General features: G+C 38.1%; 17 protein-coding genes, 1 tRNA gene, 5 pseudogenes and 1 other annotated feature. All 23 genes and pseudogenes read left to right on the top strand.

The annotated features are described in order from the left end of the window. The first annotated feature begins 12 nt into the window (after nucleotides 1-12). The 23 genes and pseudogenes from cobA (at nucleotide 13) to leuD (ending at nucleotide 17856) form a co-directional block, all read left to right on the top strand. Nucleotides 13-795 carry a uroporphyrinogen-III C-methyltransferase gene (cobA, locus tag BM012_RS03495; protein WP_061802150.1) on the top strand — a complete coding sequence of 261 codons (783 nt, stop codon included), beginning with the start codon at nucleotides 13-15 and terminating at the stop codon, nucleotides 793-795. Further along, entirely contained in the window at nucleotides 779-1351 is a 573-nt protein-coding gene (locus BM012_RS03490; RefSeq protein ID WP_061802149.1) for a nitroreductase family protein, read from the top strand. Before cobA ends, BM012_RS03490 begins: the two co-directional genes overlap by 17 nt. Before the next feature lie 11 nt (nucleotides 1352-1362). Continuing rightward, entirely contained in the window at nucleotides 1363-1905 is a 543-nt protein-coding gene (cobO, locus tag BM012_RS03485) for a cob(I)yrinic acid a,c-diamide adenosyltransferase (protein WP_061802148.1), read from the top strand. Between the two features lie 157 nt (nucleotides 1906-2062). Continuing rightward, entirely contained in the window at nucleotides 2063-2509 is a 447-nt protein-coding gene (locus tag BM012_RS03480; RefSeq protein WP_061802147.1) for a MarR family winged helix-turn-helix transcriptional regulator, read from the top strand. Continuing rightward, complete coding sequence (gene racE / locus BM012_RS03475) at nucleotides 2506-3312, top strand: glutamate racemase (RefSeq protein WP_061802146.1); 807 nt, start codon at nucleotides 2506-2508, stop codon at nucleotides 3310-3312. The genes BM012_RS03480 and racE overlap by 4 nt, the downstream gene beginning before the upstream one ends. A gap of 103 nt (nucleotides 3313-3415) precedes the next feature. After that, nucleotides 3416-4489 carry a GerMN domain-containing protein gene (locus BM012_RS03470; protein WP_061802145.1) on the top strand — a complete coding sequence of 358 codons (1074 nt, stop codon included), beginning with the start codon at nucleotides 3416-3418 and terminating at the stop codon, nucleotides 4487-4489. 126 nt (nucleotides 4490-4615) lie between these two features. Next, nucleotides 4616-5371, top strand: a complete 756-nt coding sequence (gene rph / locus BM012_RS03465; RefSeq protein WP_061802144.1) for a ribonuclease PH — start codon at nucleotides 4616-4618, stop codon at nucleotides 5369-5371. Beyond that, nucleotides 5368-5961, top strand: a complete 594-nt coding sequence (locus tag BM012_RS03460) for an XTP/dITP diphosphatase (protein WP_061802143.1) — start codon at nucleotides 5368-5370, stop codon at nucleotides 5959-5961. Before rph ends, BM012_RS03460 begins: the two co-directional genes overlap by 4 nt. Nucleotides 5962-5976: 15 nt before the next feature. Beyond that, nucleotides 5977-6483 carry a metallophosphoesterase family protein gene (locus BM012_RS03455; protein WP_061802142.1) on the top strand — a complete coding sequence of 169 codons (507 nt, stop codon included), beginning with the start codon at nucleotides 5977-5979 and terminating at the stop codon, nucleotides 6481-6483. A 122-nt stretch (nucleotides 6484-6605) separates the two neighbouring features. Continuing rightward, nucleotides 6606-6679 (top strand) — tRNA-Arg (locus BM012_RS03450). 205 nt (nucleotides 6680-6884) lie between these two features. Then, nucleotides 6885-7088 (top strand): annotated as a pseudogene (locus tag BM012_RS26670) (KGG domain-containing protein); the annotation flags it as partial. 129 nt (nucleotides 7089-7217) lie between these two features. Next, nucleotides 7218-7436, top strand: a pseudogene (locus tag BM012_RS26665) (KGG domain-containing protein); the annotation flags it as partial. Between the two features lie 157 nt (nucleotides 7437-7593). Then, a pseudogene (locus BM012_RS27155) lies at nucleotides 7594-7758 on the top strand (KGG domain-containing protein); the annotation flags it as partial. A gap of 87 nt (nucleotides 7759-7845) precedes the next feature. After that, nucleotides 7846-8070: pseudogene (locus BM012_RS27335) on the top strand (KGG domain-containing protein); the annotation flags it as partial. Nucleotides 8071-8161: 91 nt separating this feature from the next. After that, nucleotides 8162-8383, top strand: a pseudogene (locus BM012_RS27330) (KGG domain-containing protein); the annotation flags it as partial. Between the two features lie 270 nt (nucleotides 8384-8653). Continuing rightward, on the top strand, nucleotides 8654-8959 hold the full coding sequence (locus BM012_RS03430) for a YrhK family protein (RefSeq protein WP_061802136.1): 306 nt from the start codon (nucleotides 8654-8656) through the stop codon (nucleotides 8957-8959). Nucleotides 8960-9450: 491 nt separating this feature from the next. Next, nucleotides 9451-9710, top strand: a binding site (T-box leader). Between the two features lie 107 nt (nucleotides 9711-9817). After that, nucleotides 9818-11524 (top strand): acetolactate synthase large subunit, encoded by a 1707-nt coding sequence (gene ilvB, locus BM012_RS03425; RefSeq protein WP_206765286.1) that lies wholly within the window; start codon nucleotides 9818-9820, stop codon nucleotides 11522-11524. Beyond that, the gene (gene ilvN / locus BM012_RS03420) at nucleotides 11521-12039 is read left to right on the top strand and encodes an acetolactate synthase small subunit (protein ID WP_019391293.1); all 519 of its coding nucleotides are present in this window, start codon (nucleotides 11521-11523) and stop codon (nucleotides 12037-12039) included. Before ilvB ends, ilvN begins: the two co-directional genes overlap by 4 nt. Before the next feature lie 58 nt (nucleotides 12040-12097). Further along, nucleotides 12098-13129 (top strand): ketol-acid reductoisomerase, encoded by a 1032-nt coding sequence (ilvC, locus tag BM012_RS03415; protein ID WP_061802134.1) that lies wholly within the window; start codon nucleotides 12098-12100, stop codon nucleotides 13127-13129. Continuing rightward, nucleotides 13116-14657 carry a 2-isopropylmalate synthase gene (locus BM012_RS03410; protein WP_061802133.1) on the top strand — a complete coding sequence of 514 codons (1542 nt, stop codon included), beginning with the start codon at nucleotides 13116-13118 and terminating at the stop codon, nucleotides 14655-14657. The genes ilvC and BM012_RS03410 overlap by 14 nt, the downstream gene beginning before the upstream one ends. A gap of 22 nt (nucleotides 14658-14679) precedes the next feature. Continuing rightward, complete coding sequence (leuB, locus tag BM012_RS03405) at nucleotides 14680-15765, top strand: 3-isopropylmalate dehydrogenase (RefSeq protein WP_061802132.1); 1086 nt, start codon at nucleotides 14680-14682, stop codon at nucleotides 15763-15765. 80 nt (nucleotides 15766-15845) lie between these two features. Continuing rightward, the gene (gene leuC / locus BM012_RS03400; protein WP_061802131.1) at nucleotides 15846-17261 is read left to right on the top strand and encodes a 3-isopropylmalate dehydratase large subunit; all 1416 of its coding nucleotides are present in this window, start codon (nucleotides 15846-15848) and stop codon (nucleotides 17259-17261) included. Nucleotides 17262-17274: 13 nt separating this feature from the next. Beyond that, nucleotides 17275-17856 (top strand): 3-isopropylmalate dehydratase small subunit, encoded by a 582-nt coding sequence (gene leuD / locus BM012_RS03395; RefSeq protein ID WP_061802130.1) that lies wholly within the window; start codon nucleotides 17275-17277, stop codon nucleotides 17854-17856. Nucleotides 17857-17886 lie beyond the last annotated feature (30 nt).

Genomic DNA, 17886 nt, shown 5'->3' with positions numbered 1-17886 from the left:
GGAGGAAAAACTATGAGTGTTGGTACTGTTTACCTTGTTGGAGCAGGACCTGGAGATCCGAAGCTTATTACAATTCATGGATTAGAGTGCATCCAAAAAGCTGATGTCATTTTATATGATCGTTTAGTTAGTGAAGAGCTTCTAAAACATGCAAAAGAAGGAGCAGAGCTCATCTTCTGTGGTAAGCTCCCAGGGAAACATGGAAAAATTCAAGATGATATTCATCGAACTTTAGTTGAGAAGGCAGAGCAAGGAAAGACTGTCACACGTTTAAAAGGCGGCGATCCCTTTATTTTTGGACGCGGGGGAGAAGAGGCAGAAGTACTTGCTAAAAGAGATATCCCTTTTAAAATTATTCCTGGTATTACGTCAGGTATTGCAGCTCCTGCTTATGCAGGAATTCCGGTCACATACAAAGATAAAGCAACGTCGTTTGCTATTGTTACAGGTCATGGACGAGAAGAAAAAGGGCAGGATACCCTAAATTGGGAGGCGCTCGCAAAAGGGATAGATACGATTGCCTTTTACATGGGAGTAGGTAACTTACCACACATCGTTTACAAGCTTACAGAACATGGACGGAGTAAAGAGACTCCTGTTGCTATTATTCATAAGGGAACAACACAAGAGCAGCGCACTGTTATTGGTACCTTGGCAACAATAGAAGAAATGGCTAAGGTTGAGAACGTGAAGCATCCTTCCATGATTATTGTAGGAGATGTTGTAGACATTCGTGAAAAAATTCATTGGTTTAACGAAAAAGGAGAGAAAACAACTTATGACAACACTATTTGATAACTTACAGAAAAGACGTGCACTCCGCGATCACGATGGTCGTCCTGTTGAAGAGGAAAAGCTTGAAAAGATTTTGGAAGCTGCAACATGGGCTCCTAATGACCGCATGCGTGAGCCATGGACATTTTATGTTATTAAAGGGGAAGCGAAAAAGAGATATGAAGAGCTTGCGCATACATATTTAGAAGAGCGTTTTCCAACAAAACCTCATCTTGTGGAAAGTTCAATGAAGAGTGTTAAAAACACACCTGTTCATATTGTTGTAACAGCAGACGTTGTTGAAGGAGATGAAGAAGCAACTGGTGACAACGTATATGGAGTATGTTGCGCAATTAATTCAATGTGGTTAGCAGCGGAAGAGCTTGGTTTAGGTTTTGTATGGAGAACAAGAGGCGTAGGCCTTATTCGTGACGAACGACTTTACGAGTTTATTGGAGCACCTGAAGGAAAACAAATTGTAGGCAACCTTTTTATTGGCTATCCAACAGAAGAATCGCTTGGTAAGATGAAAGATAAAAAGCGAACAGACTATTCTGAGAAAACCGTTTGGTTGTAAGGAGGAGTTTTATGGCTTCAAAGGAAAGAGGCTTATGCCTTGTTTATACAGGGGATGGAAAAGGGAAAACAACAGCTTCTTTAGGACTTGCTGTGCGTGCAACAGGCCGAGGTCAGCGTGTGTTGATGATTCAATTTATTAAATCTCCTCAGCGTACGTATGGAGAAAAGATTATCTTTGATAAGCTTGGAATTGAAATGCATCAAACAGGTGTGGGATTCACATGGACGAAAACTCCAGAAGAGCATAGAGAGGCTTTAAAGAAAGCATGGGCTTTTACGAAAGAAAAAGTCATGTCAGAACAATATGATGTTGTCATTCTTGATGAAATTCATAATGCCCTTTCTATTACGAAGTTTCCGATTGATGATGTTTTACCACTTCAAGAGGTGCTTGAGCTTATAGAAAATCGACCACAAGGCATGCATCTTATCTTAACAGGTCGTTCAGCTCGTAAAGAAGTGATTGAAGCTGCCGATTTGGTCAGCGAAATTAAACCGATAAAGCACTACTATGAAGAAGGAATTCCAGCTGTTAAAGGGCTTGAATTTTGAAGAAGGCTCTAGTTTCTCATAGGAAACTAGAGCTTGTTTTTTTATGAAAAGGAAATTGTAGGTCAAAAGAAAGGGATTATTGTAGAAACAATAGACATTTCTAATGAACTGCGTTAACATTTTCATCATAATCTTTTTGATAAGCGAGGCAACGTCTATGACTAAACGAAGGAAACATCATGAGACAATAGCTGAACTAGAGCGGTCTCTTCGATATATGTCTGTTATTATTAAGCAAAAAGGTCGTGAAATCTTAAACGACTACAACATCACTCCTCCGCAATTTGTGGCTCTTCAGTGGCTGTTTGATTCCGGTGAAATGACAATCGGAGATCTTTCTAGCAAAATGTATTTAGCATGCAGTACAACGACAGACTTAATTGACCGAATGGAGAAAACAGGTCTTGTCACAAGAGCAAAAGATGAACAAGACCGGCGTATTGTTCGCGTTGTCCTGCTTGAACGAGGTAAGAAGCTCATTGAAGAAGTGATAGCGAAAAGGCAAAATTACTTAGCGGAGGTTGTTTGGGAGTATGATCGCGCTGAAGTTGAGCTTCTTTGTGAAAATTTGCAGAAGCTTCATAAGGAGATGAGTAGCGAATGAATCGGCCAATTGGGGTAATAGATTCAGGAGTTGGTGGATTAACAGTTGCAAAAGAAATTATGAGACAGTTACCGAAAGAGCAAATTATTTATATGGGAGATACAGCTCGATGTCCGTATGGTCCTCGACCTGAAGAGGAAGTGCGTGCTTTTACATGGGAACTGACAAATTATTTACTTCAATTTGATATTAAAATGCTCGTTATTGCCTGCAATACAGCAACAGCAGTTGTGTTAAAGGAGATTAGCGAGACTCTAAGTATTCCCGTTATCGGCGTTATTGAACCAGGAGCTCGTGCTGCGTTAAAAGCAACAAGCAATCATAATATCGGTGTTATTGGAACAAATGGGACAGTAAAAAGTAAAGCTTATGAACAAGCTTTAAAAAGGCTTCATCATAACGTACATGTGAAAAGCTTAGCATGTCCTTTATTTGTGCCCCTTGTTGAAAGTGGGGATTTCGAAGGAAATGAAGCAAGGGAAATTGTTTTTCAAACGTTAAAGCCTCTCTATCAGACGAAAATTGATATATTGATTTTAGGCTGTACACATTATCCAATTTTAAAGGAGCTCATTAAAGAAGCGATGGGAGATCGCGTTGCACTTATCAGTTCTGGAGAAGAGACAGCAATTGAGGTAAGCACTATTTTGTCATTTCGTAATGAACTCCACACGGAAAAACGTGAAAAAGAACATGTATTTTTTACGACAGGGAATGCTTCCCTTTTTGAGCTTATTGCGTCAAAATGGTTTGATCATCCTATTCAAAACGTTCAACATATAGATTTAATGAAAGTGAACTAATGATTAGTTCACTTTTTTCTTTGAAAAAAGAAAAAAGTGAGCGGTCTAATTTGATTAGCAGCTCGTATACATAATAGTACAAACTGTCTTAGGAGGGAAAGGTATGTCCAAAATAAAAATAACGGCGGTTTCTACTATGCTTGCGACATCAATGCTTTTAACGGGGTGCGGCTTGTTTGGAGGAGAAGATGTAGCAGAGGAAATTGATCCACCACAAGATGTCGAGTACACGAAAGACAATCAAAAAATAAAAGAAGAAGGAAAAGAAACAACTAAAGAAGAGAAGAGTAAAAAAGCAGAAGAAACCTTAACAAGAGAAGTGTATTTAATCGACAAAAATGGTTTTGTTGTTCCTCAAACAATTGATGTGCCAAAAGCAGATGCAGCAGCTGCTGAAATTATAGAATATCTTGTTGTAGGAGGACCAATTGATCAAATGCTTCCAAACGGTTTTAGAGCTGTTCTCCCTGCTGGAACAGAAGTTAAGAGCGTAAACTTGAAAGAAAACGGTACGCTTGTTGTGGACTTCTCTCCAGAATTTAAGGAGTATAAAGCAGAAGATGAAAGCCGGATTTTGCAGTCTTTAACATGGACGCTAACACAGTTTGATGCTGTTAAGAATGTGCAGCTTCAGATTAATGGCTATGATCAAAAAGAAATGCCTGTTAATAAGACCCCTATTAGTGAGGAATTGACAAGAGCGGACGGCATTAACATGCAAACAGAAGGAATTACAGATATGACAAGCACATCTTCTGCTACTCTTTACTATTTATCACAAAATGCTGATGGAACATATTATGTTCCAGTAACAAAGCGTCTTGATCTAGGGAAGACAGATGAGGAGCGTTTTACAGCTGTTGTTGATAGTTTAATAAATGAGGTACCAAAAGGGCTTGTTGGCGATTTTAATAATGAAGCAGCGCTTGTAGCGAAGCCGGAGTACGAAGATGGAACAGTAACGCTAACATTTAATAAAGCTCTTTTAAATTCTGCAGAAAAGAGCCAGCTTTCTAAACATGTGGTAGATGCCCTAGCTCTTTCCCTTACAGAACAAAAAGGGGTTGAAAATGTCTCGATTGAAGTAAAAGGACAAAAGAATATAACAGTGGATTCTGGTCAAAAATTAACAGAAGAAGTTTCCCGTCCTGAAAATATAAATGCAGAGGCATTTTAAATATGATTTCGTGTTAAGAATAGTTTTTGATATACTGTAATAAAAAAGAGGTCTTTAGAGGCCTCTTTTACTTTTTAATTTTGAAGGGGATTACCCTTTTACATAGATTTTAAAGGAGGAAACATCTTGCGTATTGACGGAAGGGCGAAAGACGAAATAAGAGAAGTTAAAATTGAGAAAGATTACATAAAGCATCCAGAAGGGTCTGTACTTATTAGCGTTGGCGATACGAAAGTAATTTGTTCAGCTACAATTGATGATAGAGTACCTCCTTTTATGAGAGGAAAAGGAAAAGGATGGATTAATGCGGAGTATGCTATGCTTCCACGAGCAACAAATCAGCGCAATATCCGTGAATCCTCAAAAGGAAAAGTCTCAGGTCGTACAATGGAAATACAGCGTTTAATTGGACGAGCTTTGCGAGCGGTCGTCGATTTAGAAAAATTAGGCGAGCGTACAGTGTGGCTTGACTGTGACGTTATTCAAGCAGATGGTGGAACAAGAACAGCTTCGATTACAGGTGCGTTTGTGGCAATGGCTTTAGCCCTTGGACGAGCTGTTGAAGAAGAGAAACTTACCAATTATCCAATCCGTGATTATTTAGCGGCGACGTCTGTTGGAGTTGACGTTGAACATGGAACAATTTTAGATTTAAACTATGAAGAAGATTCCAATATTGAGGTTGATATGAATATTGTTATGACAAGCAAAGGCCAATTTGTAGAGCTTCAAGGAACAGGAGAAGAAGCAACTTTTTCAAAAGAGCAGTTTGATGAAATGCTTGAACTTGCTTCAAAAGGAATTTCTGATCTTGTTGCAGTACAGAAAGAAGCGTTAAGTGAGTTTTCACATCTTCTAGAAAGTGAAGGTGAAGAGGTATGAAAAAAATTTTAATTGCTACAAAAAATAAAGGAAAAGTGGCCGAATTTGCTGCTCTTTTCGAAAAGAAAGGCTACACTGTGCAATCTCTTCTCGATTTAGAAGGAGACCTTGATGTTGAGGAAACAGGCGTAACCTTTGAAGAAAATGCGATTTTAAAAGCTGAAGAGATTTCAAAATTATTGGATTGTCCTGTTGTTGCTGACGACTCTGGACTTGAAGTTGATGCTTTAAACGGAGAACCAGGAGTATATTCAGCACGCTATGCAGGACTTGAAAAAAGTGATGAGAAAAACATTGATAAAGTATTAGAAAAATTAGAAGGTATACCTGATTCAGAGCGAACAGCACGTTTTCAATGTGCCCTAGCACTTGCTTTGCCAGGAAAAGATACCGTTGTTGTGAGAGGGAATTGCGAAGGCATTATTACGCATGAAAGAGTAGGGGAGCAGGGATTTGGTTATGATCCAATATTTTATGTACCCTCTCTTCAAAAAACGCTTGCAGAACTCCCAAAAGAAGAAAAAAATAAAATAAGTCATCGAGCAAAGGCACTTCAAAAGCTAGAAGGAGTAATAGATGGAATATTGTAGAGGAGGAGAGAAAACATGCGTGTGCTTATCGTAAGCGATAGTCATAGCCTAACAGAGGAACTGCATACAATTAAAAATCGTCACAAAGATGTCGATGCTTTGGTTCACTGTGGGGATTCTGAACTTCAAGCAGATTCAAGTGAAATGGAAGGATTTCTTGCTGTACGCGGAAATTGTGATTATGACGAACGATATGAGAATGAAGAAACGTTAAATATAGGAGAAGATCTTCTTTATGTAACACATGGTCATCTATATAATGTGAAAATGACGCTTATGAATTTAACATACCGAGCTAAAGAGCGGGATGCTAAAGTTGTCTGCTTTGGACATTCTCATATTGCAGGAGCCGAGAAGATTGATCAGACGTTATTTATTAATCCAGGGAGTATTCGCCTACCGAATCGAAGAAAAGAGCGTACGTATGCCATCCTCCATTATGAAGAAAATAAGGCAACTGTAAATTTTTACGATCACGAAGGAAATGAAGTAAAAGACTTAACAAATTCGTTTTCTTTATAGTATAATTAGGGAGAGAAATAATTAATTTTTCTCTCTCTAAAAATTTAAAATAATGGTTGACTTTATATTTTTTAGAGAGTATAATAAAACTTGTCTTAAGAGTTCAATACATACTATAATATGTCCCAGTAGCTCAGCTGGATAGAGCAACGCCCTTCTAAGGCGTCGGTCGGGAGTTCGAATCTCTCCTGGGATGTCTACTTGTTTTTAAAACGCAAAAAGCACTTTTTTATTAGTTATTAACGACTAGTAAAAAAGTGCTTTTTTTGTGCGGATTTTCTAAGATTCAGGACTATCGGATGAAAGTGTAATTTTTTGTTTACTGGATGTTGCATCGGGTACAAAACAAATAAGTAAGAAAATAGTAAAAGAATTGAAAGAAACAAAAGGAGGAATTACAAATGGCAGACAAAAACAACAATAACAAAATGTCTTATGAAGAAGCAGGTCGCAAAGGCGGAGAGAAAACAGCACAAAATCATGATAAAGAATTTTACCAAGAGATTGGTGAAAAAGGTGGACAAGCTACAAGAGAAAACCATAGCAAAGAGTTTTATAAAGAAATCGGTGAAAAGGGCGGGAAAGCAAACAGCGACAACAACAATTGATTTTCTAAAAATTATTAAAAAAACAAATTAAACTAAATATCCCGTTTAACAATAAAAACAGTGGGTACAACAAAGATAAGTGAGAAACTACTACATTTTGAAGAAAAATAAAGGGAGGAATTACAAATGGCAGACAACAATAACAACAATAAGAATAGCAACAATAACAAAATGTCTTACGAAGAAGCGGGTCGTAAAGGCGGAGAAAAAACAGCACAGAATCACGACAAAGAATTTTACCAAGAGATTGGTGAAAAAGGTGGACAAGCTACAAAGGAAAATCATGATAAAGAATTTTATCAAGAAATTGGTGAAAAAGGTGGAAAAGCCAATCGCGACAATAATAAAAATAACAACTAATCTTCAGATCTTAAAAAGATTAGCTGTTATTAGAAAAGGTTAAAGTAATTCTATCACATTATGTCAAAAAAACAAAATATTCTGTTTATTTATTTGAAAAATATCGAACTATCATATAACAATTAATAGGGAGGAATTACAAATGGCAGACAAAAACAATAATCAAAATAACAACAACAATAATAACAAAATGTCTTATGAAGAAGCAGGTCGCAAAGGCGGAGAAAAGACAGCCCAAAATCATGATAAAGAGTTTTTCCAAGAGATTGGTGAAAAAGGCGGAAAAGCTAATCGTGACAATCGTGACAACAATTCTCAAAATAGCTAATAAGTACGCAACATTATAGTGATATAAAATATTAAGTATCTTTAATCTATAGAGGAGGCGTTACAAATGGCAGACAAAAACAATAATCAAAATAACAACAACAATAATAACAAAATGTCTTATGAAGAAGCAGGTCGCAAAGGCGGAGAAAAGACAGCCCAAAATCATGATAAAGAGTTTTTCCAAGAGATCGGTGAAAAAGGTGGAAAAGCCACAAAGGAAAATCATGATAAAGAATTTTATCAAGAGATTGGTGAAAAAGGCGGAAAAGCTAATCGTGACAATCGTGACAACAACAATTCTCAAAATAGCTAATAAGTACGCAACATTATAGTGATATAAAAATATTAAATATTTTTAATCTATAGAGGAGGCGTTACAAATGGCAGATAATCAAAAGAACAATCAAAATAACAGCAACAATAAAATGTCTTATGAAGAAGCAGGGCGTAAAGGCGGAGAAAAGACAGCCCAGAATCATGATAAAGAGTTCTTCCAAGAAATTGGAGAAAAAGGTGGAAAAGCTACATCACAAAATCATGATAAAGAATTCTATCAAGAGATTGGTGAAAAAGGTGGAAAAGCCAATCGTGAGAATCGTGAGAATAACAACAGTTAATTCTCTTTGTTGAAGGGATAATAAATCCTCCATATCAATTTTGATATGGAGGATTTTACTGTGAGATAAAAGAGAGACAAGGAGCAGAAAAATGAGAAAGAGGAAATCCGCTGCTTTTTATCTTAGCAAGAGTTTAACTTTTTTCAGCAAATTGAAATCATTTTCTCACAGTGGTTTTGCTGGAATTTTTAGTTTTCCCTCTTTTTTTTGGTGGTAATAAATATACTAAAATCATAAAAAATAGGAGGGAAATAAGTGCCTAGACCAAAGGTGAAACACACTGAAGATTACTTAGATATAAAGGCAGGGCGATTTCGGATTTACTTTCATAAACGCTATAAACTTATCACTACAGTAAATGATCTTTTAATTGGTTTATTTTTTGTAGTAGGGAGTGTGCTTAATTTATTCACCGCCACATCTATATATGGAAAATTACTCTATATCTGTGGAAGTGTTTTACTTGGTAGCCGCCCTATATTAAGGATTATGCATGATACATCGCTTAGAAACGAGATGAAGCAGAAAGAATCTTATAATCCCTATGAAGAAAACAAATAAAAGCTATATGAAAAGGTAAACTCCGCATATGGTGAGAAAAAATTGAGAAGGTATTTTCTTTTCTAAGTTTCTGTTAGTGTTCATGGAGAGGCGAAAGCATTAAGAATGCAATGCAAACCACTCTTCTTAATAAGAGTGGTTACTTACTATTTTTAAGACATATTCGGTAAGCATTTATAAAAATATATATCTTAGTTATATTGAAATGTCGAGCTTTTTTTACCAATTAGAGACATAAAAAATAAAAATATGGTAAATATGCACTGGTTTTATCAATTAAAACAAAGGATTTATAAGATATTTTTAAAAATTAAGATTACTAATAGCACAGTAATGTAAACGGATACAATGGTTGATCGGTAGAAAAGGTGTGAAAAAAATTCATGAAAACACCTTGACGCTTCTTAAAATAGGGCGTAGTATATAGTTCAAATAAAGAATTCAGAAAGTTTTCAATTAGCTTAATAGTTGGCGAATTGAAAACTAACATATATAAAGCGACGAAGAGGATAAGTAATCTTAAGAGAGAATCTTTCACAGAGAGCCGGGGTAGCTGGAAGCCGGTAGATTTACTTAAGATGAACTCACCTCAGAGTGTTAGTCTGAAATAGTTAGAGTAAGGCTAACCGGGTGGTTGACACACAGACACTCGTTATTAAAACGAATGCTTGAAAGAAGCATTCATGAGGCAGCGCAAATTTGCTGTAAATAAGGGTGGTACCGCGTAAAGTAAAGTCTTTTCGCCCCTTAAGCCTTGTAGGGAAGGCTTATATTGGGGATGAAAAGGCTTTTTTATTTTATCTAAAACTTTAAAATTCAATTATTGTTTGGAAAGGATGGGGAAAAGTGGGAGCCGACATGAGAATGCAAGAACCAGTAAGCTTAAAAGCAGAAATGACGGGTGCAGAACTGCTTATTGAAGCCTTAAAAAAAGAAAATGTGGAAGTTCTTTTTGGATATCCTGGTGGTGCAGTACTTCCTCTATACGACAAACTTTACGATTCTGGTCTCTTTCACGTTTTAGCAAAACATGAGCAAGGAGGAATTCATGCTGCTGAAGGATATGCAAGAGTATCCGGAAAACCAGGAGTTGTAATTGCAACATCAGGACCTGGGGCAACAAATATTGTGACAGGGCTTGCGGATGCAATGATCGATTCATTACCGCTCGTTGTTTTCACAGGGCAAGTTGCTTCGACTGTAATTGGATCGGATGCTTTCCAAGAAGCAGACGTGTTGGGAATCACAATGCCAATTACAAAGTACAGCTATCAAGTGCGAGATCCAAAAGACTTTCCAAGAATTGTGAAAGAAGCCTTCCATATTGCGACAACAGGTCGACCAGGGCCAGTGCTCATTGACATTCCAAAAGACATGAATACAGCTATAGCTCAAATGGAAGAAGATGAACCACTTAATTTACCTGGTTATCAACCAACATATGAACCAAATGCTTTTCAAGTGAGAAAGCTATTGGACGCAATTGAATCTGCGAAAAAGCCCGTTATCTTAGCTGGTGCAGGAGTTTTACATGCAAGAGCAAATCAAGAATTGTTAGAATTTGCAGAAAAGTATGAATTACCTGTAATTCATACGTTGCTTGGTTTAGGAGGTTTCCCTTTTGATCATAAGTTAAGTCTTGGTTGGGCCGGAATGCATGGGAACTATACAGCGAACATGGCAATCTATGAAAGTGACTTACTCATTAGCATTGGAGCACGATTTGATGACCGTGTAACAGGAAACTTAAATCATTTCGCTCCAAATGCAACGGTTGCTCATATCGATATTGATCCAGCTGAAATTGGAAAAAATGTGCCAACGAAAATCCCAATTGTTGGCGACGCTAAAGCTGTTCTGCAAGAACTGCTTGCACAGCAGGGGAAAAAAGGCGATTACACAGAATGGTTTGCCTGTTTGAGGGAACGACAAATTGAGAATCCACTTTGGTATGAAGAAAGTAAAGATGATCTAAAACCACAAAAAGTAATCGAAATGGTTCATGAAATAACGAATGGCGATGCTATTGTTACAACAGATGTTGGTCAGCATCAGATGTGGGCGGCACAGTTTTATCCATTTAAAAAACCAAATCGTCTTGTAACTTCAGGTGGTCTTGGAACAATGGGCTTCGGATTACCAGCAGCAATTGGAGCACAGCTTGCAGAAAAAGATACAACGGTTGTTGCTTTTCTAGGTGATGGTGGTTTTCAAATGACGCTACAGGAACTTGGTGTAATTCGTGAATTAAACCTTCCTGTAAAAGTCATTATTTTAAATAACAAATCACTAGGAATGGTAAGACAGTGGCAGGAAATCTTTTACGAGGAAAGATATTCACACTCGCTTATTCCGAATCAGCCAAACATTGTAAAACTTGCTGAAGCTTATGATATTAAAGGTTACGAAGCATCAACAGAGGAAGAAGCGGCAAAAGTATTGCAAGAAGCTTTTTCACACGATGAACCAGCTGTATTAAACATTCATATTGCTCCTGGCGAGAATGTTTATCCAATGGTAGCGCCTGGAAAAGGACTTCATGAAATGGTAGGTGTGAAACCATGAAAAGAATCATTACAACAACTGTATTAAACAGAGCTGGTGTATTAAATCGTATTACAGGGTTATTTACAAAAAGAAATTTCAATATTGAGAGTATTTCTGTTGGGCATACCGAAACAAGTGACATTTCACGGATGACATTTGTGGTTCATGTTGAAGATGATAAAGCAGCAGAACAAGTAACAAAGCAGCTGCACAAGCAAATTGATGTGCTAAAAGTACATGACATTACAAATCAAGCTGCTGTTGCAAGAGAGCTTGCTCTCATTAAAGTAACATCTCCAGTAGCAATGCGAAACGAGATGTACGCTTTAATTGAGCCTTTCAGGGCCACGATTATTGATGTGAGCCGTGACAGTGTCATTATTCAAGCAACAGGAACATCTGAAAAAATCGAAGCGATTATTGATCTCTTGAAGCCATACGGCGTAAAAGAAGTAACAAGAACAGGGACAATCGCCTTAAAACGAGGAACGCAAAAAACTTCTTCGTCAGAAAAAGTTACATCAATCTTGTAATGTATAAATCTATTAATGATTACTATACAAAATATAAAAATTAGAGGAGAGATTTCAAATGACTAAAGTTTATTACAATGGAGACGCAAACGATCAATTATTACAAGGTAAAAAAGTAGCAATCATCGGGTATGGTTCACAAGGCCATGCACATGCACAAAACTTACGCGACAGCGGTATTGACGTAGTTATTGGTTTACGCCAAGGGAAATCATGGGATCAAGCAGTTGAAGATGGCTTTAACGTTTACTCTGTAAGAGAAGCAGCAGATCAAGCTGATTTAATCATGATTCTTCTTCCAGATGAACTTCAACCAAAAGTATATAATGAAGAAATTGCTCCAGTATTACGTGAAGGACAAAGCCTATTTTTTGCTCATGGATTTAATGTTCACTTCACTCAAATCGTACCACCAAGCTATGTAGACGTAGCTCTTGCTGCACCAAAAGGACCTGGTCATCTTGTTCGTCGTACGTATACAGAAGGCGCTGGAGTTCCTGGGTTAATTGCAGTTTGGCAAGATGTAACAGGTCAAGCAAAAGACGTAGCTCTTGCATATGCAAAAGGAATTGGAGCTGCTCGTGCAGGCGTTCTTGAAACAACGTTCCAAGAAGAAACAGAAACAGATCTTTTCGGTGAGCAAGCTGTTCTTTGCGGAGGGCTAACAGCTCTTGTAAAAGCTGGATTTGAAACACTAGTAGAAGCTGGATACCAACCAGAAGTAGCATACTTCGAGTGTCTACATGAGTTAAAACTAATTGTTGACCTTATGTATGAAGGTGGATTAGAAGGTATGCGCTACTCAATCTCTGATACAGCACAATGGGGTGACTTTGTAACAGGACCACGTATTGTTGATGAGCGTGTAAAAGGTGAAATGAAAAAAGTTCTTGAAGACATTCAATCTGGTAAATTTGCAAGAGAGTGGATCCTAGAAAATCAATCAAACCGTGCTGTATTTAACTCAACAAATCGTCGTGAAAACGAACATCTCATCGAGGAGGTTGGCGCAAAACTTCGTGATATGATGCCATTTGTTAAGCAATCACAAAAACGAAAAGAAGCGGTGATGACAAGTGAACAAAATTAAAATCTTTGATACAACACTTCGAGACGGAGAGCAGTCACCAGGCGTAAATTTAAACTTCCAAGAAAAAATGGAAATTGCTCGCCAGCTAGAGAAATACGGTGTTGATATTATTGAGGCTGGTTTTCCAGCTGCTTCGAAAGGTGACTTTCAATCTGTTCGCGAGATTGCTAATACAATTAAAGGTTGTTCTGTAACAGGGCTAGCTCGAGCTGTGAAAAGTGATATTGACACAGCTTGGGAAGCACTAAAGGGCAGTGAGGAGCCAAGGTTGCATGTTTTTATTGCAACCTCTCCTATCCATATGGCTTACAAGTTTAATAAGAAGCCAGAAGAAATTGTTGAGATTGCCATTGAGATGGTGAAATATGCTTCGAAATTCTTCCCTGTTATTCAGTGGTCAGCTGAAGATGCTTCTAGAAGTGAGCTTCCGTTTTTGGCTCATATTACAGAGAAAGTTATTAAAGCAGGAGCAAACGTTGTTAACCTTCCTGATACAGTTGGTTATACAACACCGAAAGAATATGGAGCAATGTTTTCATATTTAAAAGAAAACGTACCAAACATCCATAAAGTAGATCTTTCAACACACTGTCACGATGATTTAGGAATGGCAGTTGCCAATTCATTAGCTGCCGTTGAGAATGGTGCTACACAAATTGAGGGAGCAATTAATGGGATTGGTGAAAGAGCTGGAAATGCAGCAATTGAAGAAGTAGCAGTTGCTCTTCATACACGTAAAGATTTCTATCAATCTTATACTAATATTACGCTTTCTGAGACGAAACGCACAAGTGATTTGGTAAGTAAGCTGACAGGGATGGCTATTCCTGCTAACAAAGCTGTTGTTGGTCGAAATGCTTTTGCACATGAATCTGGTATTCACCAAGATGGCTTCTTGAAAAATCGTTCAACGTACGAGATTATTTCTCCAGAGCTTGTTGGCGTACAGCAAAAAGAAGTAGTACTTGGCAAACATTCTGGCCGTCATGCATTTAGAACACATCTGATGGATCTTGGCTTTACGCTACAAGATAACCAGATTGATAGCTTGTTCGAAAAGTTCAAAGACTTAGCGGATAAGAAGAAAGATGTAACAGATGATGACTTGTTCTCTCTTGTACTACAAAAAACAGTGAACAGTGATGAACTTTATAAACTAGATTCACTGCAAGTACAATATGGAAGCCACAACATCCCAACAGCTACGATTACGCTGACGAAGAATGATGGGGAATCTGTTCAGGAAGCTGCAACAGGAAGCGGAAGTGTTGAAGCCATCTATAATACTCTTAACCGATGTATTGATAGTGAATTAAAACTGCTTGACTATCGTCTTCAATCTATCAATGGCGGACCTGATGCTCTTGCAGAAGTTTTCGTTAAAATTGAAGGAAACGGTGTTGAAGCAAGCGGACGTGGTCTTGCATATGACGTATTAGAATCATCTGCAAAAGCTTACTTAAATGCAATTAATCGCATGATTGCGATTCAAGAATATCGAAAAGAAACAAAACAAGAAGTAATGTAGGAACAGGAAGGGAGGAACTGCCGTGAAAAAGACAATCGCTGTTTTGCAAGGAGACGGTGTTGGAAAAGAAGTAACAGCAGGAGCAGTAAATGTATTAAAGGTGATTGCTGATCGGTTTGATCATGAGTTTCACTTTGAATACGGGCTAATCGGAGGGGAAGCTATTGATCAACAAGGTGTTCCACTTCCAGATGAGACAATTACTCTTTGTAAAAACTCTGATGCTATTTTGCTAGGCGCAGTTGGGGGCGAAAAGTGGAACAGTATTCCACGCCATCTTCGTCCTGAACAAGGGTTGTTAAAAATTAGAAAAGAGCTTGATGTTTATGCAAATCTTCGTCCTGTGACAGTTCAAGGGGCTCTAGCAGACAGCTCACCATTGAAGCGTGAGTACGTAGAAGGCGTAGACTGCATGATTGTAAGAGAGCTAACAGGTGGCTTATACTTTGGCCGTCCGAGTGAAAGAGTTGAGCGAGATGGAGAAGAAGCAGTAGTTGATACGCTCTTTTATAAACGTAGCGAAATTGAGCGTATTTTACGCAGTGCTTTTGAAATGGCTCAAAAGAGAAATGGTCGTGTAACATCAGTGGATAAAGCAAACGTGCTTGAATCAAGTCGTTTGTGGAGAGAAGTCGCAGAAGAGGTCGCAAAAGATTATGAAGATGTAAAGCTTGAACATATGCTTGTCGATGCAGCAGCAATGCAGCTTATTCGTAATCCAAAACATTTTGATGTTCTTGTAACAGAAAATCTGTTTGGCGACATTTTGAGTGATGAAGCTTCAATGCTTGCTGGTTCACTAGGAATGTTACCATCAGCTAGTCTTTCGAGTGATGGAGCTTCAATTTATGAACCTGTCCATGGTTCAGCTCCTGATATTGCAGGCCAAAATAAAGCAAATCCAATTGCCGCTATTTTATCTGCAGCAATGCTTCTTCGTCATTCATTTGACCTTCATCAAGAAGCAGACAAAATTGAAGATGCTGTTGAGAGCGTGTTAGCACAAGGCTATCGAACATCTGATATTGCAGATGGTGAAGAAAGTGTCTCAACAGACAAAATGGTCGAAGTCATTATTGAGGCAATTCAAGCCCCAGTAGCAAATTAAAAAGAATAATCTTTTATAAAACGTTTCCTACCATTATAGTAGGAAACGTTTTTCAAAAAGATGTTAAGGAGATGAAAATTATGACACCACAAACGATTATTGATAAAGTTTGGAATAACCATGTTGTACATCAAGAAGGAAACAATCCAGCTCTTCTTTATATCGATCTACATTTAATCCACGAAGTTACTTCCCCACAAGCTTTTGAGGGATTAAGATTAACAGGACGCAAGGTGCGTCGCCCTGAGCGAACATTTGCCACAATGGATCATAATGTCCCAACTGTCAATCGTTTCAACATTACAGATGAAATTGCGAAAAAGCAAATTGATACGCTAGCTTCTAACTGTAAAGAGTTCGGTATTCGTCTTGCCGATTTAAAAAGTAAAGACCAAGGAATTGTTCACGTTATTGGTCCAGAGCTTGGCTTAACACAGCCAGGTAAAACAATTGTATGTGGAGATAGTCATACCTCAACACATGGAGCATTTGGAGCTCTTGCCTTTGGTATTGGAACAAGTGAAGTTGAGCACGTTTTAGCAACCCAATCTTTATGGCAAAAGAAACCTAAAACGCTTAACGTCCATGTGAAAGGACCAAAACCAGCAGCTGTATCTGCAAAAGATATTATTTTAGCTATTATTCAAAAATACGGCGTTCGTTTTGGTACAGGTTATATTATTGAATTCACTGGAGAAGCAATTAAGGGGCTTTCAATGGAAGAGCGTATGACAATCTGCAATATGTCCATTGAAGCTGGAGCAAAAGCAGGTTTAATTAGTCCTGATGAAACAACGGTTGAATATCTTCGTGGACGTCCATATTGCCCAGAAGGAGAAGAGTTTGAAAAGGTAGCCGAAGAGTGGCTTTCATTAGCTTCTGATGAAGGAGCAGTATATGATGACACAATTGAGCTTGATGCACCAAGCCTTGAACCTGTTGTAACATGGGGAACAAACCCAGCAATGAGCTCGTTTGTAACAGGCAACGTACCGAAGCTTGAAGAGGTTGCAAATGAAAATGAACGTGAAAACTTAAGAAGAGCTCTTGAATATATGGGATTAACACCAGGTATGCCAATTACAGATATTCCGGTTCAGCACGTTTTTATCGGCTCCTGTACGAACTCTCGCTTGTCAGATTTAAGACAGGCTGCAAACCTTATTAAAGGAAAGAAAGTGTCTGATCAGGTTACGGCAATTGTTGTCCCTGGATCACAAAAAGTAAAGGAAGCAGCAGAACAAGAGGGATTAGATAAGGTTTTTAAAGAGGCAGGTTTTGAATGGAGAGAGTCAGGCTGTAGCATGTGCTTAGGTATGAACCCAGACCTTGTTCCAGAAGGAGAGCACTGTGCTTCAACATCAAACCGTAACTTTGAAGGTCGTCAAGGTAAGAATGCAAGAACACACTTAGTCAGCCCTGAAATGGCAGCTGCCGCAGCTCTTCATGGTCGTTTTGTTGACGTGAGAAATCTAAGAGAAGAAGCATTAGTATAAGGAGGAGAAAACGATGAACCCATTTACAACACATGAAGGAAAAGTAGCTGGTCTTAATCGAGCAAACGTTGATACAGATCAAATTATTCCTAAACAATTTTTAAAACGTATTGAACGCAGTGGTTTTGGACAGTTTGCTTTCTTTGACTGGCGTTACAACCGAGACGGTTCTTTAAATCCAGACTTTGAGCTTAACCAGCCACATAATGAAGGAACAAGCATTTTAGTTTCTCATGAAAACTTTGGATGCGGATCTTCCCGTGAGCACGCACCATGGGCCCTTCTTGATTATGGATATAAAGTAGTCGTAGCCCCGTCTTTTGCTGATATCTTTTATCAAAACTGTTTAAAAAACGGTATTGTACCAATTCCACTTACAGTAGAAGAAACAGAGTATTTACTTGAGGAATCTAACAATGCGGACTATACGTGTACAGTTGATTTAGAACAGCAAACAATCTACGATAATAAAGGGTTTAAAGCAGCGTTTGACATTGACTCTCACTGGAAGAAGATGTTGATTAACGGTTGGGATGAGATTGACCATACGCTTTTACTTGAAGAGAAAATTTCAGCTTTTGAAGAAAGTCGTTAAACAGCTTTCATTTGTTCTTTTTATTGTTCC

The sequence above is a fragment of the Priestia endophytica DSM 13796 genome (assembly GCF_900115845.1).
Taxonomy (GTDB): domain Bacteria; phylum Bacillota; class Bacilli; order Bacillales; family Bacillaceae_H; genus Bacillus_I; species Bacillus_I endophytica.
The sequence above is the reverse complement of the archived record's forward strand: the minus strand, read 5'-3'. Positions and strand labels throughout refer to the sequence as shown.

Excerpts from the sequence above, each read along its gene's own strand:
- cobA (WP_061802150.1), top strand. The coding sequence starts at position 13 with ATGAGTGTTGGTACTGTTTACCTTGTTGGAGCAGGACCTGGAGATCCG.
- BM012_RS03490 (WP_061802149.1), top strand. The coding sequence starts at position 779 with ATGACAACACTATTTGATAACTTACAGAAAAGACGTGCACTCCGCGAT.
- cobO (WP_061802148.1), top strand. The coding sequence starts at position 1,363 with ATGGCTTCAAAGGAAAGAGGCTTATGCCTTGTTTATACAGGGGATGGA.
- BM012_RS03480 (WP_061802147.1), top strand. The coding sequence starts at position 2,063 with ATGACTAAACGAAGGAAACATCATGAGACAATAGCTGAACTAGAGCGG.
- racE (WP_061802146.1), top strand. The coding sequence starts at position 2,506 with ATGAATCGGCCAATTGGGGTAATAGATTCAGGAGTTGGTGGATTAACA.
- BM012_RS03470 (WP_061802145.1), top strand. The coding sequence starts at position 3,416 with ATGTCCAAAATAAAAATAACGGCGGTTTCTACTATGCTTGCGACATCA.
- BM012_RS03460 (WP_061802143.1), top strand. The coding sequence starts at position 5,368 with ATGAAAAAAATTTTAATTGCTACAAAAAATAAAGGAAAAGTGGCCGAA.
- BM012_RS03455 (WP_061802142.1), top strand. The coding sequence starts at position 5,977 with ATGCGTGTGCTTATCGTAAGCGATAGTCATAGCCTAACAGAGGAACTG.
- ilvB (WP_206765286.1), top strand. The coding sequence starts at position 9,818 with ATGAGAATGCAAGAACCAGTAAGCTTAAAAGCAGAAATGACGGGTGCA.
- ilvN (WP_019391293.1), top strand. The coding sequence starts at position 11,521 with ATGAAAAGAATCATTACAACAACTGTATTAAACAGAGCTGGTGTATTA.
- ilvC (WP_061802134.1), top strand. The coding sequence starts at position 12,098 with ATGACTAAAGTTTATTACAATGGAGACGCAAACGATCAATTATTACAA.
- leuC (WP_061802131.1), top strand. The coding sequence starts at position 15,846 with ATGACACCACAAACGATTATTGATAAAGTTTGGAATAACCATGTTGTA.
- leuD (WP_061802130.1), top strand. The coding sequence starts at position 17,275 with ATGAACCCATTTACAACACATGAAGGAAAAGTAGCTGGTCTTAATCGA.